Consider the following 21,314-nt stretch of genomic DNA (forward strand, 5'->3'; position numbering starts at 1 on the left):
CATTAGAATTTTACTTGTTTGAGGCGGAACTGCTTATCGCCCCACACAGTCAGGACGATGTACATGCGCTCCGAAAAGGCCGAGGAATTAATGTAGGTCACGCCGTCGTTGAAGGGCTGGCCGATGCTGAAGCTGTGGCGGTGGCCGTTCAGCTCGAAGGCCAGCTTGGGGGCTTCCTTCAGGGTACGGGCGTAGCTCTGGCGCAGGCTGGGGTCAAAGTCATCGTCCTGCGGGGGCACGTGCGAAACCACAATCTGGCGGCGGGCGCCGCCCAGGCTGCTCAGCTGCTGCTGCACCCACGGAATGTTGGGCGTGCTGCCATCGAAGTTGGCTTCGCGGCTGTTGGTATCCACCATAATGAACTTCGTGTCGCCGTATACAAAGGAGTAGTTCAGCGGCCCGAAAATGTGCTGATACGCCTCGCGGCCGTTGCCGATGGCGTCGTGGTTGCCGATAACAGTGAGGTAGGGCACTTTTAGCTTGCTCAGGTGGTCATCTACCCAGCGCATTTCGCGGCCCATACCGAAGTCGGAGATGTCGCCGGCCACTACCAGAAACTGGATACCGGGCTGCTGGTTCACGCTGGCTACCAGGTCTTCGGCCTCGTCGTAGAAGCGCTGGGAGTCGCCGGTAAATACGAAGCGGAGTGTGTCGCCGGCGGGCACTGGCTGCTGGCGCAGGCGTTCCAGGTGCTTGGCGGTCAGGTCAGTCTGGCTCTTGGGCGAGCGGTAATCGTTGGGGCTGAATTCCAGCATCTCGCAGCCGCCCAAAGCCAGGGCAGCGGCGGCGGAAAGCAGCGAAAGTCGGGGTTGGAAGCGTAGGCGGTTCAACATCACAGGCAATGGCAGGTAGTCAGCAGGTGGCCCTGGAAAGCCAGGACGGCCCCTTATACTGCGTTAGCCGGGCAAGTGTTTTGGCGGGCATCCACGGCCCCTATTCGTCCAGGTACTGGTGCACGAACTTGATGGCCATGCTGCCCTCGCCCACGGCCGAGGCCACGCGGGCCATGGCTCCGGCGCGGCTGTCGCCGGCGGCGAAGATGCCGGGCACGCAGGTTTCGAGCAGGTAGGGCTCCCGGTTGTGCTTCCAGGCGGTGGGGTAGCGCGGGTCCGTCACCAGGTCGCGGCCGGTGAGCAGGTAGCCTTTGCCGTCGCAGAGCACGGTGTGGCAGAGCCACTCGGTGCTGGGCCGGGCCCCGATGAACACGAACAGGGCCCGGGCGGGCCGCACCTCGGCCTGGCCGTGGTTGTCGAGTACCACTTCTTCCAGGTGGTCCTGCCCGCGCACTGCGGTTACCTGGGAGCCGGGCAGAATTTCCACGTTGGCGGTCTGGGCCAGCTGCTCGATCAGGTAGGCCGACATGGAAGCCGCCAGCGACGCGCCCCGAATGACGATGAACACCCGGCGGGCGTAGCTGGCTAGGTACATGGCGGCCTGCCCGGCCGAGTTGCCCCCGCCCACGATGTACACGTCCTGCTGGTCGCAGGAGCGGGCCTCGGTGCGGGCGGCCCCGTAGTACACGCCGGCCCCGCTGAGCTGGTCGATGCCGGGCACGTCGAGCTTGCGGTAGCTCACGCCGGTGGTGAGCACCACGGCGCGGGTGCGCACCTCGGTGCCGCTGCTCAGGGTGAGCACCTTGTAGCCGTCCTGCACGCAGATACCCGTTACTTCCTCGGGCAGAAACTCGGCCCCCAGGCGCACGGCCTGGGCCCAGGCGCGGTGGGCCAGCTCGGCCCCGCTCAGCCCGGTGGGGAAGCCCAGGTAGTTTTCGATGCGGGAGCTGGTGCCGGCCTGCCCGCCGGGGGTCTGCCGCTCGATAATCAGGGTTTTGAGCCCCTCTGAAGCCCCGTACACCGCCGAGGCCAGCCCCGACGGCCCGGCCCCGACCACCACCACGTCGTACAGGGCTTCGGCGGGCTGGGCGGTGAGGCCCAGCTGTTCCAGCAGGGCCGTGCGGTCGGGGTGGGCCAGAGCCTGGCCCTCGGCATTGACTACTACCGGCAGGTCGGCGGCGGTGAAGCCGGTGGTAGCCAGCAGGAGCTTGGCCTCGGGGTTGGTTTCGAAGTCGAGCCACTGGAAGGCCACCAGGTAGCCGGCCAGCAGATCCTTGAGGTCGTGGGAGAGCGGCGACCACTGAAACCCGATGAGGCGCACACCCTGGAAGCGGGGCCGGTGCTGGGCCTGCCAGGCGTTCAGCAGATCGTGCAGGGTGGGGTAGAGCAGCTGCTGGGGCGGATCCCAGGGCTTCATCAGGTAGTGGTCGAGGCGGGCGTTGTTGATGGCGCGGATGGCGGCCTCGGTGTCGGCGTAGGCGGTGAGCAGCACGCGCTTGGCGTCGGGGTAGATGGTCCGGGCCTGCTCGAGCAGCTCCACGCCCTCCATGCCGGGCATGCGCTGGTCGGCCAGAATCAGGGCCAGGGGCTCCTCGCGGCGCTTCAGCTCGCGCAGGGTGTCGAGGGCTTCGGCCCCGGAGCTGGCCCGCAGCACCCGGTAGTCGCGGCGGAACTCGGTGCGCAAATCCCGGTCGATGGCCCCCAGCACCTGCAGGTCGTCGTCAACGGTGAGAAGAACGGGTTTCTTTTCCATGGGGTCGGGAGTGGTGAGGCAATAAGGCCGGAGCCTGGTTTAGTACAATATCAGCGGTTTTGCAGGCGAGGTCCGGCGGGGTGGTTTCCGAGAAGGCACAGAATAGGCACTCCGAACTCACCCCCAAGGGCCCCCATCGGGAAACTACAATTTAGGTGGAGCAGGAACTGTCATTGCGAGGCGTAGGCCGAAGCAATCCGTCCTCTGAAATGTGGTGGGCACTGTTTACCCGCCAAACACCTACCTGGCTAGCGGTAAAGGGTTACTGCGTCAACAGGGCGTGGCGCATTGTTCAGGACGGATTGCTTCGCTTCGCTCGCAATGACAGCACGACAACTCACCACTTTACCATCTCACTACTCACCAACCGGCAGCCAGGCGCAGAACTCGGTGTGGCCGGGGGCCGACTTCACTTCCAGCCGGCCCCCGTGGTCACGAATGATGCGCTGGGCAATGTCGAGGCCGAGGCCGGTGCCCTCGCCGGCCTGCTTGGTGGTATAGAAGGGCTCGAAGATGCGCGGCAGCACCTCGGGGGCGATGCCGGGGCCGTTGTCGATGACGAACACGCGCACGAAGCCTCCCTCCAGGCGGGTACGCAGCGTGATTTCGCCTCCCGGGGGCAGCGCGTCGATGGCGTTGTCGAGCAGGTTGGTCCACACCTGGTTGAGGCTGCTGACCTGCCCGCGCACGGGCGGCAGGTCGGGGGCGTAGTCGCGGCGGAGGGTGAGTTTCTGCTCGCGCAGGGCAAAGCCGAGCATGTTCACGGTGCTGTCGAGGCCGCTGGGCACGTCGAGCAGGGTGAAGTCGCCACCGCGGTCCATGTGGGAGTAGGTTTTCACGTTGCTCACCAGCTGGCTGATGCGGCCCCCTGCCTCCTGCACGTCCCTAATCAGGTGCATGGTCACGAGCTGGCCTTCGAGCCAGGCGAAGGCCGGGGCCCGGGCCCCGGCGGGCAACAGGGCCGCCACCGGCTCCAGCGCCGGCAGCGTGAGGCTGGCCTCCAGCAGGCCCGCGGCCAGGCGGTAGCCGTCGGGCACGCCCTGGGCTTCGAGCCAGTCGGCCAACTCATCTTCGCGGTCGGCTTCTTCCAGCGCCGACAGGGTGCGGGCGGCGGGCTCGCCGGGCCGGGCCAGGGCCGTGAGGGCGTGCATGGCCGCGGGGGAGGGGCAGTGGCCCACCAGCTCCACAAACAGGGCGGGCTTGGCCAGGGCCCGCTCGGCCAGGGCTTCGGCGGCGCGGGCAATGGCGGCGGCGGGGTTGTTCAGCTCGTGGGCCAGGCCGGCGGCGAGCTTGCCCAGGGCCCGCAGCTTTTCGTCGCGCTCCTGCCCGCGGGCTTCCTCGCGGGCCCGGTCGCTCATCAGCCCCACCAGGCGCTGCACCAGCTCGGGGCTGGCGTGCTCCAGCTCCGGAAACCGGTCGCGGTGCAGCAGGTACAGCTCGGTGGGGCCGGTAGCCAGGGCCAGGCCGTTCAGCGTCCGCAGCCGCGAGTAGGGCAGCACCCCGCTCACCTGGCCCGCTTCGAGGCGGAAGCGGGGCTCCCGGCTGCCCTTGTCGAGGCTAAAAAACTGCACGCCGCCCCGCAGCACGGCCATCATAAACTCGGCCGGGGCCCCAGGCTGGGCCAGGGCCTCGCCGTCGGCGAGTACGCGCCGCTCGCCGTGGGTGAGCAGCCAGGTGATGGCCTGAGGCGGCAGCTCCTGGAAGGTGGGAATAGTGAGCAGTTCTTCCGAAGTGAGGGGAGCGGGCATAGGCGGAAGGGAAAAGAGAGCCGGAAGTATGCTAAACTCTGCGAAGGGGGCAGAGGTTTGGCGCAGCCGGGCTGGGGCGGCCGACGGTGCCCGGCCGCAGACCTTCGGGCCGATACCCCACCAAAAACCCGTTTCTTGCCAAACTTTTTAGCCGCCCGCCGCCTTCTTTAGTTTCTCCTCTATTTCTGTTCTATGGCCAAGCTCAAGACCCTTTACTTCTGCCAGAATTGCGGCGCGCAGTCCGCCAAGTGGATTGGCCGCTGCCCCAGCTGCGGCGAGTGGAACACCTACGTGGAAGAAGTCATTCAGAAGGACGACACCCAGGCGGCCGGCTCGTGGAAGCCGCCGACTAGCGGCCCCGGCACCAAGGCGGCCAGCAAGCCCCGTCCCATCGGCGAAATTCACTACGAGGAAGAGTCCCGCTTCGACACCAACGACGGGGAGCTGAACCGCGTGCTGGGCGGCGGCCTCGTGCCGGGCTCTTTGGTGCTCATCGGTGGTGAGCCCGGCATCGGCAAAAGCACGCTGATGCTGCAGATTGCCATGAGCCTCAAGCAAATGAAGGTGCTCTACATTTCGGGCGAGGAAAGCGAGCAGCAGATCAAGATGCGGGCCGAGCGGCTGGGGCCCCAGCACCCGCAGTGCTACATTCTCACCGAAACCAACACCCAGAACATCTTCAAGCAGATCGACCAGCTCCAGCCCAACGTGGTCATCGTCGATTCCATTCAGACGCTGCACTCGGGGCTGGTGGAGTCGGGGGCGGGGTCGGTGAGCCAGGTGCGCGAATGCACCGCCGAGCTGCTCAAATACGCCAAGGAAACCGGCGTGCCGGTGCTGCTCATCGGCCACATCACTAAGGACGGCTCCATTGCCGGCCCCAAGATTCTGGAGCATATGGTGGACACGGTTTTGCAGTTTGAGGGCGACCGGCACCTGAGCTACCGCATCCTGCGCACCACCAAAAACCGCTTCGGATCTACCTCGGAGCTAGGCATATACGAGATGCAAGGCACGGGTTTGCGGCAGGTAAGCAACCCCTCCGAGATTCTGCTTTCGCAGCGCACCGAGAGCCTGAGCGGCATGGCCATCGGGGCTACGCTGGAAGGCAACCGGCCCCTGCTGGTGGAGGTGCAGGCCCTCGTGACGCCCGCCACCTACGGCACGCCCCAGCGCTCGGCCACCGGCTTCGATGCCAAGCGCCTGAATATGCTGCTGGCCGTGCTCGAAAAGCGTAGCGGCCTGCGCCTGGGCCAGCACGACGTGTTTCTGAACATTGCCGGCGGCCTGCGCCTTGATGATCCAGCCCTGGACATTGCCGTGTGCGCCGCCGTAGTATCGTCCTTGAACGACCTGCCGATTCCGGGGCACGTGTGCCTGGCGGCCGAGGTGGGGCTGAGCGGCGAAATCCGGGCCGTGAGCCGGCTAGACCAGCGGCTGAGCGAAGCTGAGAAGCTGGGTTTCAGGGAAATGTACATCTCGCAGTTCAACGCCCGCGGCCTCGACCTGGCCCGCTACGGCATTCGGGCGCAGCCGGTAGGCCGCCTGGACGAAGTGCTGAGCGGATTGTTCGGATAGGATTTATACAGGAACCATTTGCCCACCTGTCAGAGTTTTGTCCCCGTTGGTGCTGCCTATTCAGCGCAGTCCGCGGGTCGAAAATTCCACTCACAATCAAGGCAATGCGCATTCCTGAAAGGACTTAACAAAAAAGCCATAATCTGGATTGTCCGATCTAAACCGGAATGCCGTATCTTCGGTACACGAGTTGGCTTTTCCCACGAAGCCTTCCGGGTCCTTCCAGCCCGGATAGCTTGGGCAAGCTTTTTCGTCGCACCCTGACAGACCTTTCTTTCGATGGCATATTCTCTTCGTATTCCGGGCACGGGCCTGCTGTTGGCCGTGCTGCTGACGGCCGCCCCGCTGGCCAGCCGCGCCCAGGGCACGGTGACTCTGGTGGGCAAAGTCAGTGGCAAAACGGCTGACTCCGTGGCCGTTTCGATTCGGGAAAATCTGCTGGACCCGAAGGAGCAAACCACCTACGCCGCCGTGAATGACCGGGGCGAGTTCCGGCTGGCCGTGCAGGTTAGTGGCCCCACCCGCGCCGATCTGGTGTACGACGATGACGTGGCCGACCTGTTTTTGGAGCCCGGCATGGCGCTGGAAGTCAAATTTAAAGGCAACGATCTGGCCGCCACGGTGCGCTACAAGGGCAAGGGCGCCGAGCCCAACACCTTTCTGGCCGAAATGGATGAGCGCTTCACCGAAGTCGACGGCTTTCAGGTGCTCCCTGAAAACATCATGTTTTACGAAGCCGGCTTCCTGCACTTCCTCGACTATCGGCGCAAGGAGCAGCGCAAATTCTATGAAAACACCATCGACAACGAGCACTATTCGGCCGCTTTCCGCGACTACATCAACTCCGAAATCGATTACAGCTACGCCAACGACCGGCTGACCTACCAGGACCTGCGCGAGCAGGTGGTAGCCACCGAGGGCCGGCTGAAAATGACCCCCACGTACTACGATTTTCTCAACGACAAAGCCCTGATCAACAACCCGGTGGCTTTACGCAGCGAGCTGTACCAGGAATTCTTGCTCAACTACGTGCATTATATGGCCACTTCCGGCGGCCACCAGCGCACCGACCCCAGCTTCTACCAGGTGTGCTACGATATAGCCAAGAGCCAGCTCAGCGGCCCCACCCGCCCGATTATTATGGGGCGCGTGTTGCAGGAGTCGTTCCGGTTTGGGCACGTGAAGCAATCGGCGGCCATGCTGGCTGATTTCCGCGCGGCGGATGCGAAGAACGAGTACTTCCCGGTGCTGCAGCAGGATTTTGAAACCCACAAGGCCTTCGCCATCGGTGCGCCGGCTCCCAACTTCCACCTCACGACGGCCAGCGGCGACTCGGTTTCGCTGCGCAGCTTCGCGGGCAAGCTGGTCTACATCAATTTCTGGCGCACCACCAGCGGCCTGGCCCTGCGCGACCTGCCCTACGCCGCCGACCTGATTAAGCGCTTCGACGGCAAGAATATCGTGTTTCTGAACGTGGCCCTCGACGAGAACGAGCCGGCCTGGAAGCAGCTGGTGCTGGGCAAAAAGCTGCCGGGCGTGCACGTGCGGGCCGCCGGGGGCATGCGCTCAGCCATTGCTAAGGCCTACGCCATTCAGGACGTGCCGGCGTATTTCCTGCTGGCTGAAGACGGAACTTTCCTCAACACCAAGCCCAAACGCCTGAGCAGCCGCGCCGCTGTGGACGAAATCAAGCAGTCGTTTGGTAAAGCTGGTACGTATAGCAGCACGTTGCCTTCGTCGGCTGGCAAGTAAGAGCTTAACTTCATCACTTCTAAAAATCCTCCTGGATAGCCTGGGAGGTCTTTATTCTTACAAAATATTCTCCTGATCTAAATTTGTCAGGAATGCTATCTTCCAAGCTTCAGAGGATTACCTTTGAAGCTGATCTTCTACTCGATATGCAATCAGGTCTACGTATTTGCGCGCTTCTTTTCGTGACGGCTGTGGCGCAGGCCCAACAGCCGCAGCTGCCCGTCCGCCAGTTTAACCCATTCGGCTTGGGTGAGAATCCTGCTCCCTCATCGTTTCATCGGACTGCGGCAGCTACGAGCTTGCCACACCAAGCCACGGCTTACTATCGGAATTACGCTACCACTGGCCTGCCATTGAAACAGGCTTTTACAGAATACTACACCTACGACGCGCAAGGGCGCCGAACGGAGGAAGTAGTAACTGATTCAGCAACGGCTACGCCCCTCTACCGCAACCGATATGTCTACAATAGCCAGGGGCAGGAAACCAGCTACAGCAATGATCTGTGGGGCAATAATGTGTGGGCCACCTATATCAAGCGGGAGCAGGACTATGACAGCCACGGTAACGTCTTTGAAGCTCGCTCCTACCGTTCTTCTGGTATTCCGGCCGCCTTGCAGCTAAACCGCACCACCTATTACCGACGCACATACAGCGCCAGCGGCGTACTGACCTCTACACTGACTGAGGGCCTAGATAACTACCCTGGCGCAACGCTGCAGCCTGAGGAGCGCGTAACCTACACGCTGACTAACGACCAGTGGGCCAGCAGTGTGTATGACGTTTTTATCACCAACGCTGGCTGGGTGCTGGGGGCCGCCCGGGTTTCGCAGTATACTTGGCACAACTGGCCTACCCGGCAAGTAGCATCCTACGACTGGGAAGTATACCAAGGACCCCAGCGCCGCAATACCGTGACTTACTACCCCAACAACGCTGGGCAGCGCGACTATGGTGAAGCCCGGACAACGGCAACTGCCAGTTGGCAGCCCGAGCAGCGCTACACCGTGCGCTACGATGTGGAGGGCAACCTTGTATTGGACCTACACGAAATATGGAAGGCTGGTTCTGGGCGCTGGGAAGCCAATCAGAACTGGGCTTACGACGACAGCCTGACACTGAGCTATGACGCCCAGCGCCGGGTAGTTCAACGTATTTCGCAGTCCATTGCCCCTGATGGCAGCCTGAGTGTTCGTTCCCGCCATGTATACAGAGACTTCCGGTCAGTGGCCCTGGCCAATGCCTCACAAGCACCGGCCGGAATGACCCTGCGTGTGTATCCGAATCCAGCAAAGGCAACAGCCCTGCTGGAGCTTACTGGGTCTGCCAGGGCGGAAACGCTGCACGGTAGTTTGCTCAATAGTGTAGGACAAGAGGTGCAACAGTTTGTGGTCGGCCCGCAGTCGAATCGGGCAATAGAGCTTGACCTGACTACCTTGCCTAGTGGGTTATATTTGGTTAAAATTCAGACTACTGGTGGTCTAATGCAACAGCAGTTGCTCCACGAATAAATTACGTTTCAAAACAGATCGACCCAAGTCCGGCAGACGGTGCCTGAACTAAAGACAGAAATTGAGGTTAGTGGTAGCTGGCCGCCGTTATACTTTAGGGTGCTGCCGACCATTACCTTGCATGTCTTCCCTCCTCACCGACGGTCTGAATTTCGTTTCCAAGCTCACCCCGCGCCGCGCCCTGAACGCGGCCCAGGTGGTAGGCAGCTACGCCCTGAGCAAAGCCACTGGCAAAGCCCGGCACTGGGGCCTGCCGCTGGCCCTGAGCTTCGAGCCCACCACCAGCTGCAACCTGCGCTGCCCGGAGTGCCCCAGCGGCCTGCGCAGCTTCACGCGCCCCACCGGTATGCTGCCCGATGCGCTGTTCAAGCGCACCATCGACGAGCTGCACCAGCGGCTGTGGTACCTGATTTTCTATTTCCAGGGCGAGCCGTATCTGCACCCCAACTTCCTGGATCTGGTGAAATACGCGGCCGACAAGGGCATTTACACGGCCACCAGCACCAACGCCCACTACCTGAATGACAGCAACGCCCGCCGCACGGTAGAGTCGGGCCTCGACCGGCTGATTATCTCGCTCGATGGCACCACGCAGGAAGTGTATCAGCAGTACCGGGTGGGTGGCAAGCTGGATAAAGTATTGGAGGGTACGAAGAACGTGGTGCGCTGGCGCAAAGAGCTGAAATCCAGCACGCCGCGCATTATATTCCAGTTTCTGGTGGTGCGGCCCAACGAGCACCAGATTGAGGAAGCCAAAACGCTGGCTCAAGAGTTGGGGGTGGACGACGTGTGGTTCAAAACCGCCCAGATCTACGACTACGAGCAGGGCTCCCCGCTCATCCCCACCATCGACTACTACTCGCGCTACGAGAACAACAACGGCACCTGGAGCATCAAAAACAAGCTCCTGAACCACTGCTGGAAGATGTGGCACAGCTGCGTGATTACCTGGGACGGGCTGGTAGTGCCCTGCTGCTTCGACAAGGACGCCGAATACCGCCAGGGCGACCTCAAAACTGAAACCTTCCGCCAGCTCTGGCACGGCCCCAAATACCGCACCTTCCGCGCCTCCCTCCTCAAAGGCCGCGACCAGATAGACATGTGCCGCAACTGCACCGAAGGCACGAAAGTGTGGGGATGAAAGTGAAATAGTGAGATAGTGAAATGGTGAGTTTGATGTTCGGTTTGCGCTAGATGCGCCGCATGCGCGGAATGCGCAGCAAGAAAATCAAACTCACCATCTCACTATTTCACTACTTGTGTGCTTTCGTGAGGTTTTTGCCGAGGTCGTCCACTTTTTTCAGGAACTCGTCGGTTTCGGCATCGGCGTAGGTGCCGAAGGAGTTGGATATGGTGCCACGCACGCCGTCGGCGCACTCGATGGCGTAAAGGATGGACATATCGTCGGGGTCACTTTCGCCCTCGAAGCGGTAGAAGTCCACGATGGTCACTTCCTCCGGGGCGTAGCTCTTTTTCGACTCGGTATCCATGGTTTGCAGGCGGCCGTCGCACACATTGAAATCCTGGGTGAACCCGTCGCTGTTCAGCTTTTTCTCGACGTTAATCAGCGAGCGTTCCTCTTCTTTGTCTTGCATCGTGGTAGTGTTTTGGTAGGGAGCGAAAATAGCGCGGGGCCGCAAAAGCGAAGCCCCCGCGCCGGCTATACGCAGCCGGGGCGGGGGCAGGTTGTCTGAACTTGAGCGGCAGCTAGCCGCGGGCCGGGGCCGCCTTTTCGATGGTGCGTTGCAAACGGTCAACATCGAGCGTGCCGCACGCGCCGCAGCCCTTGGCACAGCCGCCCTCCGCCTTCACAAAGAAGGCCCGCCAGAAAATGCGCCCGACGTAGAACATAGCCGCCAGAAACAGCAGGCCGATGATGAGGTATTGGAAGATCATAGTGCGGGCAAAACTACGCCCAGCGCGGAAAAGTTTGCACCCTGTCATTGCGAGGAGGCACGACGAAGCAATCCGTCCTGGACAATGAGTTGAGCCTTGTAAACCGAAAAGCTTCAACGTATGCCTGCGCCGGGGCTTTGTAGGTTAACAGGGCTTTTTACATTTAAGAGGACGGATTGCTTCGCGCTGCTCGCAATGACAGGTTATTTCACTTCCCAAAACTCCCCGATAACACCCTGCATTTCAGCATGCAGCGTGCCGTTGGAGGCCAGCACTTCGCGGCCGAATATCGGGTCGCCGTCGTGCAGGAACTGCGTGACGTGGCCGCCGGCTTCGCGCACCAGCAGGATGCCGGCGGCCACGTCGTAGGAGTTGATGTTGAACTCGAAGTAGCCGTCGAAGCGGCCGGCAGCGGTCCAGGCCAGGTCGACGGCGGCGGAACCCACGCGGCGGATGCCGTTGGTGCTGCTCATAAACTGCTTCAGAATGCTCAGGTAGTCATCGACGCGGTGGAAATTGCTGTAGGGAAACCCAGTGGCTATCAGCGACTGGCTGAGCGCGGGAGCCGCCGATACCCGGATGGGCTGCTCGTTGCAGAAGGCCCCGCCGCCGCGCACGGCCCGGAAGCACTCATCTAGGTTCACCTCATACACCACCCCAATCACCAGTTCCGGGCCTTCCATGAGGGCTACGCTCACCGAGTAGCAGGGCAGGCCGTGGATGAAGTTGGTGGTGCCGTCGAGCGGGTCGATAATCCAGGTGAGGGCCGTGCCGACGCTGGTAGCTTGGCTGTCGGCGCCGGTAGTGCCTTCTTCGGTGATGAAGCCGGCCTGGGGCAGCAGCTCGCGCAGCCCGGCCACCAGCATTTTTTCCGCTTCCTGATCGACGTACGACACCATATCGTGCAGGCCCTTGTGCTGGATGCGGCCGCGGTCGAAGGTGGCGGCCTCCTGGCGAATGAACTGGCCGGCCCGGCGGGCTACGTCGGCGACCTGGTGGCTGAGGGCGGTGAAATCGGTCATGGGGTACGGATTGTTTACGTCTGTCATCCTGAGCAGAGCGAAGGACCTCTCCCGCTTCGTTGGATTGCCATTGCAACGAAGCGGGAGAGGTCCTTCGCTCTGCTCAGGATGACAGACGATTTATGAGTTATCTAAACAGCAAAGCGCCGGTTCAGCGCGCGCACCATCACGAAGGCCAGCAGCAGCACGGCCAGCACCTGCGCCCCGCGCCCGATCAGCTCGCCGTAGCGGACGTAGAACGTCATTTCCGTGTTCAGGCGCACGGTGCCGCGCAGGGCAGCAGGCACCCACCAGCCGGTTTGCTGAATTATTTCGCCCTTCTGGTTGATGAAGGCCGAAATGCCGGTGTTGGCGGAGCGGGCAATGGCGCGGCGGGTTTCGATGGCGCGGAGCGTGGCGTAGTGCAGGTGCTGCAGGTGGCCGGGCGAATCGCTCCACCAGCCGTCGTTGGTGATGATGCCGATGAGCGTGGCTCCGCGCCGGATGTATTGGCTTACGTAGTCGCCATACACCGATTCGTAGCAGATGACCGGGGCCGTGCGCAGGGTCGAATCGGGGGCGGTGGTGCGGAACACGCCGGCCTGCGCCTGCCGGCCCAGCCCGCCGGCCGCCCCGCCCAGATCAATCACGAAGGCCGACAGCCAGTGCGGCACGCCCTCCACCCCCGGCACCAGCCGCGACTTGTGGTAGAACTGCACCGGCTGCGCGGCGTTGCCGAAAAACACGGCCGTGTTAAAGAAGTCGTAATACCCGATATCGTCGCGGTAGCGGGAAGATTCGCTGGCGGTTTCCTTGCTGGGGTAGGTGGTGAGGGTGGTGGCGCCGGTTATCAGCTCTAGGCCGGGATGACGAGCCAGAAAGCTCCGGATTTGCAGGGCTTTGGGATTGGCTTCGAAGGTGGCTTCCCAGTTATTCTCTTCCAGCGAGGTTTCGGGCCAGAGCACCAGCTTGGTCTGCGGGGTCAGGTTTTGCTCGGTGAGCCGGAACATGCGCTGCAGTTGCTCGTGGTAAGGAATGAACTTCGCCCCGCCCTCAAACTTCTCCTGAAACGGGTCGAAGTTGGGCTGAATGACCAGCACCTCCGCCGCCTGCCCCTTTTCCTGGTAGCGGCTGCTGATGATTTTGGACACTACGATTGGGAGCAGAATAGCCACTAGCGTGGCAATTAAAAATTGAGAATTAAAAATTAAAAAAGGCTTACGACGCATTGTCGAGGCTTGCTCTGCTGACTCCTGAGCTTCATTTTTAATTCTTAATTCATCATTTTCAATTGAAAAGAACACCAGCAGGTTCACTACCCAAATCCAGACAGAGCCGCCCAGAAAGCCGGTGTATTCATACCACTGCACCCACTCGGTGGCGGTAGCGAAGCCGTTGCCGAGCGTGAGCCAGGGCCAGGTGAAATCCCAGTGCAGATGCAGCTGCTCGAAGGCAATCCAGTAGATGGGTAGCGAGACGTAGCCCAGGCGCGGGCCGGCCAGTCGCTTGGTGTGATAGAAGGCCATGGTGGGCAGGCACATCAGCAACGCATTGAGCACCACGGCCGCAATGCCGCCGCCGAGCGTGCTGTAGCTCACCCACCAGGTGGTAAAGGCGTTCCAGAGTACCAGTGTGAGGTAGGTGTAGCGAAACACTTTCCAGCCCGTAGCGCCGCGCCGCACCAGCGCGGCCTCCAAATACAGATATGGCACCCAGCCTACCAGCAGCACCAGCGCCAGCGGAGCGGGGTGCACCGGCCAGCCCAGCCACAGCAGCCCGGCGCTGAGCAGCGCCAGCAGCGCGGGCGGCCAGGAGGCGGGGCGCGTCCAAGTGAAGGCCGGGGCGGTAGATAGCACGGAAGTTTCAGCAGGTTTAGTCAGCACGGCGCTCTTCTTTATGGCCCTGAACTACGAGTACGATTTCGCCTTTGATGCTGGCGCGGGCCGCGAAATTGGCCGCCAGCTCGGGCAGCGTGCCGTTCAAAGTTTCTTCAAACAGCTTGGTCAGTTCACGACTCACGGAAGCTTGTCGCTCCGGCCCCAACGCCTCGGCCAGCTGCTCCAGCGTCTTCACAATGCGGTGCGGCGACTCGTAGAAAATCATGGTGCGGGTTTCCAGCTGCAGCTCCCGGATGCGGGTCTGGCGGCCCTTTTTCACCGGCAAAAAGCCCTCGAACGTGAACCGCTCGGCCCCGAAGCCCGACTTGAGCAGGGCCGGCACGAAGGCCGTAGCGCCGGGCAGGCATTCCACTTTCAGGCCTTTGGCCAGGCACTCGCGCACCAGCAGAAAGCCGGGGTCGGAGATGCCGGGCGTGCCGGCATCGGATACCAGGGCCATTTTCTCGCCCTTTTCCAGTCGGTCGAGGATGCGCTGCACGGTCTGGTGCTCGTTGTGCAGATGGTAGCTGAGCAGGGGCTTTTTCAGGCCCAGGTGCTGCAGCAGCCGGCCGCTGGTGCGGGTGTCTTCGGCCAGCACCACATCTACCTCGCCCAGAATGCGGATGGCCCGCAGGGTAATATCCTCCAGGTTGCCGATGGGCGTGGGCACGAGGTACAAAACGGTAGGCGTGGCGTCAGACATAAGCACAAAGGTAGCACGCCGGCAGGCTACGGGCGGAAGCAGCAAGCATCCTATTCTGCCCCATGCCGCGCCGCCACGGCGTCAATGGCGGCAGCCAGGCGATGGTCGCGGCGGGTTACGGTGTTGCCGGCATCGTGGGTGCGCAGGCGAAACTCGACGGTGTTGTACTCATTAGCCCACCACGGATGATGGTCGAGGCGCTCGGCTTCGACGGCCACTTCGGTCATGAAGGCGAAGGCCGTGCGAAAATCCGGGAAGCGAAAGGTGCGGGTGAGGGCATTGTTGTGTTCGGTCCACATAGCTGGGGGGAGTTGGATGAATTCAGAAAAAAGCCAGAGACATAACGGTTTGCGGCAGGGCAACTGCCATTTGGGCGGGGCCGGAGGAAAGAAGCAGCGGCTGAGCTAAACCCAAAATCCCAAACCACAGTACACTTCCTTACCCACCCATCACCTCCACCTCTAATCTTTCCGCCTCATGGCCATTGACCCCAATAATCGTCCCGTACGCGTCATAAACGACGATACCACCGACCAGGAATTTACGGAAGGCCACATCATTCCGGGGGCCAATCCGCCCAAGAACGAAGCCGCCCGCGGTGGTTTCGGCAACCGCGACGGCAAGGAAGGCTTCGGCACCGACAGCGGCAGCGGCAGCACGGCCGTATCGGTGAATGAGGATAGTGACCGCGCCGAGCGCCCCGCCGACAACATACGCACTGCCGACGAAGGGGCCGACCAGCGCCCCAACCAGGATATGCCCGCCGATGACGAACTGAGCCAGCGCCGCGTCACTGGCCCCGTAGACGAGCTGGATGCCGATGACCGCAACGCCAGCCGCGACGAGATGCGCAACCCCAACTCACGCGTAGGCATGGGCCAGATGGAACAGGTGCAGCCCGACTCGGCCAAGACCGGGGCCACTACCCAGACCAACGCCGAGCTGACCGACCCGAACGCCTCCGATACGGCTATCGACCAGTAGGCAGCTCGACGAGCCACATCTTTTTGCCCTGGTTTTCACTCCTTAAAAGCAACAAGACATGCCATCGCACCATAATGAATCGGACCCCAAAGCAAAGGTAAAGCACAACACGCCGGCCGCAGAAGGCCAGCCCAAAGCCGACGCGCTGCCCACCAACCAGCTCGACCCTGAAACCGAAGACCGCTTGGAACAGGAAGCCACCGATGCCGGTCTGCGCCACCCCAACCGCAACCTCAACAAGCCCGATATCGACAAGCCGGCCTACAGCTGAACCCCGCCCGGCTACCAAACAGCGAAAGCACCTGCCTTATTTGCGGGTGCTTTTTCTTTGTCTCACCGTCTGATTTCGCTCCTTAACTTATGGCCCGCTACGTCCTCACCGATTTGCACGGCTGCCTGCACACCACGCGCCACCTGCTCGAAAACGTGCTTCGCCTGCGCCCCCAGGATGAGCTGTATGTGCTGGGCGACTACGTGAACAAGGGCCCCGACAGCCGCGGCGTGCTCGACTTGCTGATGCAGCTACCCCAGCGCGGCTATCAGCTCTGGTGCCTGCGCGGCAACCACGACCAGGAGCTGCTCGATGCCGCTCAGGGCCGCGCCGACGTGCTCTGGGCCTCCGCCGCCGACCGCCAGCTCACGCTGCAAAGCTTCGGTGTAGCCGAGGCCACCGCCATTCCCTCGTCCTACCTGCAGTGGCTGGCAAGCCTGCCCTACCAGTTCGATATCCCCGGCTTCACCCTCGTTCATGCCGGTTTCGACTTCCGTCTGCCCCCCGCCGAAATGCGTCAGGACCCGCACACGATGATGAATATCAAGCAATTCACCTTCGATGCATCTCGTCTGCAGGGCCGGCGGCTCCTTCACGGACACGTACCCACGCCCACCGCCGAGGTGCAGCAGCAGGTAGCAGAAAAAGCCGGCAGCATCTGCCTCGATACCGGCTGTGTGTACCGTCACAACCCCGAGCTGGCCCACCTGGCTGCTTTAGAGCTGGATTCCTTCCACCTCACCCTCCAACCCAACATCGAGCTGCCGTATCCTATTGCCGTGCGGTAGGAGAACTGGCATTGCGAGGACGAAGGACGAAGCAATCCGTCCTAGACAATGAGCTGAGTCTTGTAAACAGAAAAGCCCTGACGTATGCGTTGCGTCAGGACTTTAAGGTTTAACAGAGCTTTCTACCTCACCACTTACCGCGAAGAATCCTGGGGTTGAATGACTTTGGCGTCCAGCACCCGGCGGGCGGGCTTGCGGTAGGGGTTGAGCGAGTCGGAGGCTACTTCGCGCAGGGCGGCGCGGGCTTCGGTGGCCTGGTTGGCCATCCAATAGGCCATGCCCAGATGGTAGCGGGCCTTGCTGGTCAGGTTCGACTGCGGCATCTGGCTCACGCGCTTCAGATACGAGCGGGCGGCCACCGGCTGGTTTTGGCGCAGCAGAATAATACCGTTGTAATACAGCACCGTATCCTGGCCCAGGTTGTCGGTGGGCACGCGGCGCAGGGCGTGCAGCGCGGCCGGGAAGTGGCCCGCGCGGTACTGCTGCATGGCCTCGGCCAGCAGCGGCCGGTGGCTGCTCAGGCCCGCCGACTCGGGCAGGCCCGGATCGGGCACGTAGTAGCGGGCCCAGTCGCGCTGGGCGTTGGGCGGCGGTGTGCGCAGGGCCAGCCACAGGCCCAAGGCCGCCAGCACTACCGCCGCCGCCACTAGGCCCCAGCGCCGCTGCTGCCGCCGCTGGCGGCGGTGCATCCGGTCCAGCGCATCCTGGCGCTGGTCGAGGCGCATATCCAGGCCCTGCAGGCGGTGGCGCAGGGTTTCGTGGCCGGCCACCCAGCGCAGGTCGGAGGTTATTTGCTCATATAGCTCATAGGCCCGCTGCAGGTCGGCGTCCTGCTCCAGTCGTAGCTCGAAGGCCTCCTGCTCGGCGGGCGTCATCAGGCCGTCGTCGAAACGCTCCAGCTCATCCAGGTAAGGGCGCAGGTCAATAGGCGGCGGCGTCATGGGCGGCGGAGAAGCGGGTAAGCAGGAAAACTGGGCAACAACTGAAAGCGGGGGCTAAACTACGCAGAATCAGGTAGCCAGGGCCGCAGCACCGGCCCCATCGTCGGCCGAGTTCTGGTCGCGGCTCATAATCTCGTAAAGCTTGCGCAGGCAATTGGCCTTTTGCAGGCGGGCCACGTTGGCATTGGCGTAGCCCATCTTGCCGGCTACTTTATCGAAGCTGAAGGCTTTGAAATAGAAGTACATAAGCAGCAGCTGACTATCGGAACCCAGCTGGCGAAACAGGCGCAGCATGCGCTGGCGGCGGCTGGCCTCCACCACTGGCAGCTCCTCGGTGCCGGTGCTCACGCGCGAGGCGGCTTCCATGCGCTCCTGGCCCATACCGTAGAGGTGCGCCCGCATATCGGCGGGCATTTTGGTGAGGCGGCCATCGGCTACCTGGTCGTAGAAATCGACCAGCACGGTGCGCAGCAGCTCGTGGGCCGCGGCGGGCTCCAGCTGGTGCTGGCGGCGGGCCCAGCGGGCGAAATGGTCGCGGCGGTCCTGGTAGAACTTGATCAGAAACGACTGATTGCCAACGCGCATCTGCGTCAGAATTTCGGCAAGCGGCTGGTTCGCGGTGGTCGGCATGGGGCTGATAGCTAGGCTCCTGCGGGCAGGCAGGCCCGCCGGACGGAACAAGATAAGGCAGAAGTGCCACAATTTGCCACAATCCGGCCCGGCGCCCCGGTTGGGCCGGCCCCGATAGCCATTGGGCAGCCGGCTGCGTAAGTTGGTAGTTCCCTACCCCCGCCGTACTTTTGACTTTATGGAAACCCGCACCGCAATTGCCCAGGACACGGTCCTGTTCGACCTCATTCGCCAGGAAAAAGAGCGCCAGACGCACGGAATTGAGCTTATTGCTTCCGAAAACTACGTCTCCGAGCAAGTGATGCGGGCCCAGGGCTCCATCCTGACCAACAAGTACGCCGAGGGCCTGCCCGGCAAGCGCTACTACGGCGGCTGCGAAATCGTGGATCAGGTGGAGCAGCTGGCCATCGACCGGGCCAAGGAGCTGTTTGGCGTGGAGTGGGTGAACGTGCAGCCCCATTCCGGCGCCCAGGCCAACGCGGCCGTGATGCTGGCCGTGCTCAACGCCGGCGACAAGATTCTGGGCTTCGACCTGAGCCACGGCGGCCACCTCACCCACGGCTCGTCGGTGAACTTCTCGGGCAAGCTCTATAAGCCGTCCTTCTATGGCGTGGAGCCCGAAACCGGCCTGATTGACTGGCAGAAGGTGAAGGAAACTGCCCGCCGCGAGCAGCCCAAACTCATCATCTGCGGTGCCTCGGCCTACTCCCGCGACTGGGACTACAAAGCCCTGCGCGAAGCCGCCGACGAGGTGGGCGCGCTGCTGCTGGCCGATATTTCGCACCCGTCCGGCCTCATTGCCAAGGGGTTGCTCAACTCGCCCTTCGAGCATTGCCACATCGTGACGACCACCACCCACAAAACCCTGCGCGGCCCCCGCGGCGGCCTGATTATGCTGGGCAAGGACTTCGAGAATCCCTTCGGGCTGAAAACCCCGAAAGGCGAAATCCGGATGATGTCGGCGCTGCTCGATTCGGGCGTGTTTCCCGGCACCCAGGGCGGGCCGCTGGAGCACGTGATTGGGGCCAAGGCCGTAGCCTTCGGCGAATGCCTGACCGATGCCTACACCGATTACACCCATCAGGTCATCAAGAATGCCCAGGCGCTGGCCGGCGCGTTTGTGGAGCGCGGCTACCAGATCATCTCCGGCGGAACCGACAACCATTTGATGCTCATTGATCTGCGCAGCAAGGGCCTGACCGGCAAGTTGGCCGAAAATACGCTCATCAAGGCCGACATCACCATCAACAAGAACATGGTGCCTTTTGATGACAAGTCGCCGTTCGTGACCTCGGGGATGCGCATCGGCTCGGCCGCCGTGACTACCCGTGGCCTGCGTGAGGCCGACATGGGGCGCATCGTAGGCTTCATTGACGAGGTGCTCACCAACCACACCGACGAGGCTCACCTGCTGCGCGTGCGTCGGCAGGTAAACGAGTGGATGCAGCAGTATCCGCTGTTCGCCTAACTTCCTGGAAGGCTGCGCGGTTAGGCAGTATTTCGGCCGAAAGCCGGCCCGGCAGCATCCTGTTCGGGCTGGTTTTCGTTTGTGATGCACTCCTTTCTGTTCCGTCCTTCCTTCATTTTCTCATTTCCCGCTACTGTGGATCAAATGCAAAACCAGCCGGGCGCCCCGCTGGGCGAAGCACCCGAAATGTCGTTTATCGACCATCTGGAGGCGCTACGGTGGCACATCATCCGCTCGGCCATTGCCATCGTGGTCTTCACCACGGCCGCCTTTCTGGCCAAGGACTTTCTGTTTCACGACCTGATTTTGGGCCCTTCGCGCGGCGACTTCTGGACATACCGCGCCTTTTGCGACTTCGGCCGCTGGATCGGGGCCGACACCTTGTGCATCGGCAAGCCCACCTTCGATTTGCAGAACCGCCAGATGAGCGGGCAGCTTTCCATGCACATCAGCTCCTCCTTCGTGGTGGGGCTGGCTATGGCGTTTCCCTACACGTTCTGGGAAATCTGGCGGTTTGTGAAGCCGGGCTTGTACCCGCATGAGCAGGCCAACTCGCGCGGGGCGGTTTTCTTCGTGTCGGTGCTGTTTGTGCTTGGGCTGATGTTCGGCTATTTCATCGCGGCCCCATTGAGCATCAACTTCTTAGCTTCCTATCAGCTCGATGCCAGCATCGAAAACCAGATCGACCTGCAGAGCTATATCAGCACCCTGACGACGATGAGCCTTTCGTGTGCTTTCGTGTTTGAGCTGCCCATGATTGTGTTTTTCCTGGCTAAAGCCGGCCTGATTACGCCCGAAATCATGCGCCTCTACCGCAAGCACGCCATCGTGGTCATCCTCATCATCGCGGCCATCATCACGCCCCCCGACATTTCGGCCCAGATCATCGTCACTATCCCGATTCTGATTCTCTACGAGCTGAGCATCAACATTGCCCGCGTAGTAACCCGCAACCGCACCCAGCGCCTCAACGACGCGCTAGCCACAAACGGCGGAGTCTCTTCTTAATGTGCTAATGTGGAAAACGTGTGTGGTGCATTTTCAAATTCCGCTCAATCTTTACACTAAATCTCACTAGCACATCAGCAAATTAGCACATCAACAAATCAGCACATTAAAAGAATGAAAACCATTGCCATCGGCTCCGATCATGCCGGCTTTGAGTACAAGCAGATGCTAGCCGAGTGGCTGCGCGGCAAGGGCTACGCCGTGCGCGACTTCGGCACCCACTCCCCCGCCTCCGTCGATTACCCTGACTTCGTGCATCCGCTGGCGCTGGCCATCACGGGTGGCGAGCTGACGCGCGGCATTCTGGTGTGCGGCTCGGCCAATGGTGTGTGCATCACGGCCAACAAGCACCAGGGGATTCGGGCCGCGTTGGCCTGGGAGCCGGAAGTAGCCGCCCTGGCCCGGCAGCACAATGATGCCAACATCATCTGCGTTCCGGCCCGTTTTGTGAGTGAAGAAGCCGCCCGCGCCATCGTCAGTAAGTTCCTGAACACCGATTTCGAAGGCGGCCGCCACCAGAAGCGAGTTGATAAAATAGTGAAATGGTGAAATAGTGAGTTTGATGTTCTGTC

Annotated in this window: 21 protein-coding genes; 10 read left to right on the top strand and 11 right to left on the bottom strand. The window is 61.8% G+C overall.

Features of this window, described 5'->3' with window-relative positions; translation table 11 throughout:
- Positions 1-2 precede the first annotated feature (2 nt).
- The 3 genes from BUB62_RS02195 to BUB62_RS19645 all read right to left on the bottom strand — a co-directional run bounded on the left by BUB62_RS02195 (position 3) and on the right by BUB62_RS19645 (position 4,334).
- The gene (locus BUB62_RS02195; RefSeq protein ID WP_073105566.1) at positions 3-833 is read right to left on the bottom strand and encodes a metallophosphoesterase family protein; all 831 of its coding nucleotides are present in this window, start codon (positions 831-833) and stop codon (positions 3-5) included.
- A gap of 100 nt (positions 834-933) precedes the next feature.
- Positions 934-2,586: an NAD(P)/FAD-dependent oxidoreductase gene (locus BUB62_RS02200; RefSeq protein WP_073105567.1), complete on the bottom strand. Its 1,653-nt coding sequence runs from the start codon at positions 2,584-2,586 to the stop codon at positions 934-936.
- 356 nt (positions 2,587-2,942) lie between these two features.
- Positions 2,943-4,334: a sensor histidine kinase gene (locus tag BUB62_RS19645; protein WP_073105568.1), complete on the bottom strand. Its 1,392-nt coding sequence runs from the start codon at positions 4,332-4,334 to the stop codon at positions 2,943-2,945.
- Positions 4,335-4,526: 192 nt separating this feature from the next.
- On the opposite strand from BUB62_RS19645, the gene radA reads away from it, so the two are divergent.
- From radA to BUB62_RS02225, 4 genes are all read left to right on the top strand, one after another.
- On the top strand, positions 4,527-5,912 hold the full coding sequence (radA, locus tag BUB62_RS02210; RefSeq protein ID WP_073105570.1) for a DNA repair protein RadA: 1,386 nt from the start codon (positions 4,527-4,529) through the stop codon (positions 5,910-5,912).
- Positions 5,913-6,191: 279 nt separating this feature from the next.
- Positions 6,192-7,664: a TlpA family protein disulfide reductase gene (locus tag BUB62_RS02215; RefSeq protein ID WP_073105571.1), complete on the top strand. Its 1,473-nt coding sequence runs from the start codon at positions 6,192-6,194 to the stop codon at positions 7,662-7,664.
- Positions 7,665-7,756: 92 nt separating this feature from the next.
- Positions 7,757-9,175 (top strand): T9SS type A sorting domain-containing protein, encoded by a 1,419-nt coding sequence (locus tag BUB62_RS02220; RefSeq protein WP_073105573.1) that lies wholly within the window; start codon positions 7,757-7,759, stop codon positions 9,173-9,175.
- Between the two features lie 121 nt (positions 9,176-9,296).
- Positions 9,297-10,316: an SPASM domain-containing protein gene (locus BUB62_RS02225; protein WP_073105574.1), complete on the top strand. Its 1,020-nt coding sequence runs from the start codon at positions 9,297-9,299 to the stop codon at positions 10,314-10,316.
- Between the two features lie 112 nt (positions 10,317-10,428).
- Here the strand turns inward: BUB62_RS02225 and BUB62_RS02230 are convergent, their stop codons facing one another.
- The 6 genes from BUB62_RS02230 to BUB62_RS02255 form a co-directional block, all read right to left on the bottom strand.
- Complete coding sequence (locus BUB62_RS02230; protein ID WP_073105575.1) at positions 10,429-10,770, bottom strand: hypothetical protein; 342 nt, start codon at positions 10,768-10,770, stop codon at positions 10,429-10,431.
- A 112-nt stretch (positions 10,771-10,882) separates the two neighbouring features.
- Positions 10,883-11,071, bottom strand: coding sequence for a FeoB-associated Cys-rich membrane protein (locus BUB62_RS02235; RefSeq protein ID WP_073105576.1), 189 nt, complete (start codon positions 11,069-11,071; stop codon positions 10,883-10,885).
- A 203-nt stretch (positions 11,072-11,274) separates the two neighbouring features.
- Positions 11,275-12,093 carry an inositol monophosphatase family protein gene (locus tag BUB62_RS02240; protein WP_073105578.1) on the bottom strand — a complete coding sequence of 273 codons (819 nt, stop codon included), beginning with the start codon at positions 12,091-12,093 and terminating at the stop codon, positions 11,275-11,277.
- Between the two features lie 131 nt (positions 12,094-12,224).
- Positions 12,225-13,928, bottom strand: a complete 1,704-nt coding sequence (gene lnt / locus BUB62_RS02245; protein ID WP_084538756.1) for an apolipoprotein N-acyltransferase — start codon at positions 13,926-13,928, stop codon at positions 12,225-12,227.
- A 16-nt stretch (positions 13,929-13,944) separates the two neighbouring features.
- A complete protein-coding gene (gene rsmI, locus BUB62_RS02250; RefSeq protein WP_073105579.1) occupies positions 13,945-14,652 on the bottom strand; it encodes a 16S rRNA (cytidine(1402)-2'-O)-methyltransferase in 708 nt (235 codons plus the stop codon).
- A 50-nt stretch (positions 14,653-14,702) separates the two neighbouring features.
- Positions 14,703-14,951, bottom strand: coding sequence for a 4a-hydroxytetrahydrobiopterin dehydratase (locus BUB62_RS02255; RefSeq protein WP_073105580.1), 249 nt, complete (start codon positions 14,949-14,951; stop codon positions 14,703-14,705).
- Between the two features lie 178 nt (positions 14,952-15,129).
- Between BUB62_RS02255 and BUB62_RS02260 the strand changes: the two genes are divergently transcribed.
- From BUB62_RS02260 to BUB62_RS02270, 3 genes are all read left to right on the top strand, one after another.
- On the top strand, positions 15,130-15,636 hold the full coding sequence (locus tag BUB62_RS02260) for a hypothetical protein (protein WP_073105583.1): 507 nt from the start codon (positions 15,130-15,132) through the stop codon (positions 15,634-15,636).
- A gap of 58 nt (positions 15,637-15,694) precedes the next feature.
- The gene (locus BUB62_RS02265) at positions 15,695-15,907 is read left to right on the top strand and encodes a hypothetical protein (protein WP_073105585.1); all 213 of its coding nucleotides are present in this window, start codon (positions 15,695-15,697) and stop codon (positions 15,905-15,907) included.
- Between the two features lie 89 nt (positions 15,908-15,996).
- Complete coding sequence (locus BUB62_RS02270; RefSeq protein ID WP_073105588.1) at positions 15,997-16,695, top strand: metallophosphoesterase family protein; 699 nt, start codon at positions 15,997-15,999, stop codon at positions 16,693-16,695.
- A 134-nt stretch (positions 16,696-16,829) separates the two neighbouring features.
- Here the strand turns inward: BUB62_RS02270 and BUB62_RS02275 are convergent, their stop codons facing one another.
- Entirely contained in the window at positions 16,830-17,636 is an 807-nt protein-coding gene (locus BUB62_RS02275; RefSeq protein WP_073105589.1) for a tetratricopeptide repeat protein, read from the bottom strand.
- 69 nt (positions 17,637-17,705) lie between these two features.
- Complete coding sequence (locus BUB62_RS02280) at positions 17,706-18,266, bottom strand: hypothetical protein (RefSeq protein ID WP_073105590.1); 561 nt, start codon at positions 18,264-18,266, stop codon at positions 17,706-17,708.
- Positions 18,267-18,444: 178 nt separating this feature from the next.
- Between BUB62_RS02280 and BUB62_RS02285 the strand changes: the two genes are divergently transcribed.
- The 3 genes from BUB62_RS02285 to rpiB all read left to right on the top strand — a co-directional run bounded on the left by BUB62_RS02285 (position 18,445) and on the right by rpiB (position 21,291).
- Positions 18,445-19,734: a serine hydroxymethyltransferase gene (locus BUB62_RS02285; RefSeq protein WP_073105592.1), complete on the top strand. Its 1,290-nt coding sequence runs from the start codon at positions 18,445-18,447 to the stop codon at positions 19,732-19,734.
- A 144-nt stretch (positions 19,735-19,878) separates the two neighbouring features.
- Positions 19,879-20,742, top strand: coding sequence for a twin-arginine translocase subunit TatC (gene tatC, locus BUB62_RS02290; protein WP_073105594.1), 864 nt, complete (start codon positions 19,879-19,881; stop codon positions 20,740-20,742).
- A 114-nt stretch (positions 20,743-20,856) separates the two neighbouring features.
- Positions 20,857-21,291 carry a ribose 5-phosphate isomerase B gene (gene rpiB, locus BUB62_RS02295; RefSeq protein WP_073105595.1) on the top strand — a complete coding sequence of 145 codons (435 nt, stop codon included), beginning with the start codon at positions 20,857-20,859 and terminating at the stop codon, positions 21,289-21,291.
- Positions 21,292-21,314: the final 23 nt, after the last annotated feature.

The organism is Hymenobacter daecheongensis DSM 21074 (assembly GCF_900141805.1).
GTDB classification, from domain to species: Bacteria; Bacteroidota; Bacteroidia; order Cytophagales; family Hymenobacteraceae; genus Hymenobacter; species Hymenobacter daecheongensis.

Bases quoted from the DNA above. Each gene is read 5' to 3' on its own strand.
- BUB62_RS02270 (WP_073105588.1), top strand. From the start codon at position 15,997: ATGGCCCGCTACGTCCTCACCGATTTGCACGGCTGCCTGCACACCACG.
- BUB62_RS02275 (WP_073105589.1), bottom strand. From the start codon at position 17,636: ATGACGCCGCCGCCTATTGACCTGCGCCCTTACCTGGATGAGCTGGAG.
- BUB62_RS02195 (WP_073105566.1), bottom strand. From the start codon at position 833: ATGTTGAACCGCCTACGCTTCCAACCCCGACTTTCGCTGCTTTCCGCC.
- rpiB (WP_073105595.1), top strand. From the start codon at position 20,857: ATGAAAACCATTGCCATCGGCTCCGATCATGCCGGCTTTGAGTACAAG.
- BUB62_RS02255 (WP_073105580.1), bottom strand. From the start codon at position 14,951: ATGTGGACCGAACACAACAATGCCCTCACCCGCACCTTTCGCTTCCCG.
- rsmI (WP_073105579.1), bottom strand. From the start codon at position 14,652: ATGTCTGACGCCACGCCTACCGTTTTGTACCTCGTGCCCACGCCCATC.
- BUB62_RS02240 (WP_073105578.1), bottom strand. From the start codon at position 12,093: ATGACCGATTTCACCGCCCTCAGCCACCAGGTCGCCGACGTAGCCCGC.
- BUB62_RS02280 (WP_073105590.1), bottom strand. From the start codon at position 18,266: ATGCCGACCACCGCGAACCAGCCGCTTGCCGAAATTCTGACGCAGATG.
- BUB62_RS02200 (WP_073105567.1), bottom strand. From the start codon at position 2,586: ATGGAAAAGAAACCCGTTCTTCTCACCGTTGACGACGACCTGCAGGTG.
- BUB62_RS02220 (WP_073105573.1), top strand. From the start codon at position 7,757: ATGCTATCTTCCAAGCTTCAGAGGATTACCTTTGAAGCTGATCTTCTA.
- BUB62_RS02285 (WP_073105592.1), top strand. From the start codon at position 18,445: ATGGAAACCCGCACCGCAATTGCCCAGGACACGGTCCTGTTCGACCTC.
- radA (WP_073105570.1), top strand. From the start codon at position 4,527: ATGGCCAAGCTCAAGACCCTTTACTTCTGCCAGAATTGCGGCGCGCAG.
- BUB62_RS02215 (WP_073105571.1), top strand. From the start codon at position 6,192: ATGGCATATTCTCTTCGTATTCCGGGCACGGGCCTGCTGTTGGCCGTG.
- BUB62_RS02225 (WP_073105574.1), top strand. From the start codon at position 9,297: ATGTCTTCCCTCCTCACCGACGGTCTGAATTTCGTTTCCAAGCTCACC.
- BUB62_RS02230 (WP_073105575.1), bottom strand. From the start codon at position 10,770: ATGCAAGACAAAGAAGAGGAACGCTCGCTGATTAACGTCGAGAAAAAG.
- BUB62_RS02235 (WP_073105576.1), bottom strand. From the start codon at position 11,071: ATGATCTTCCAATACCTCATCATCGGCCTGCTGTTTCTGGCGGCTATG.
- BUB62_RS19645 (WP_073105568.1), bottom strand. From the start codon at position 4,334: ATGCCCGCTCCCCTCACTTCGGAAGAACTGCTCACTATTCCCACCTTC.
- BUB62_RS02265 (WP_073105585.1), top strand. From the start codon at position 15,695: ATGCCATCGCACCATAATGAATCGGACCCCAAAGCAAAGGTAAAGCAC.
- tatC (WP_073105594.1), top strand. From the start codon at position 19,879: ATGCAAAACCAGCCGGGCGCCCCGCTGGGCGAAGCACCCGAAATGTCG.
- BUB62_RS02260 (WP_073105583.1), top strand. From the start codon at position 15,130: ATGGCCATTGACCCCAATAATCGTCCCGTACGCGTCATAAACGACGAT.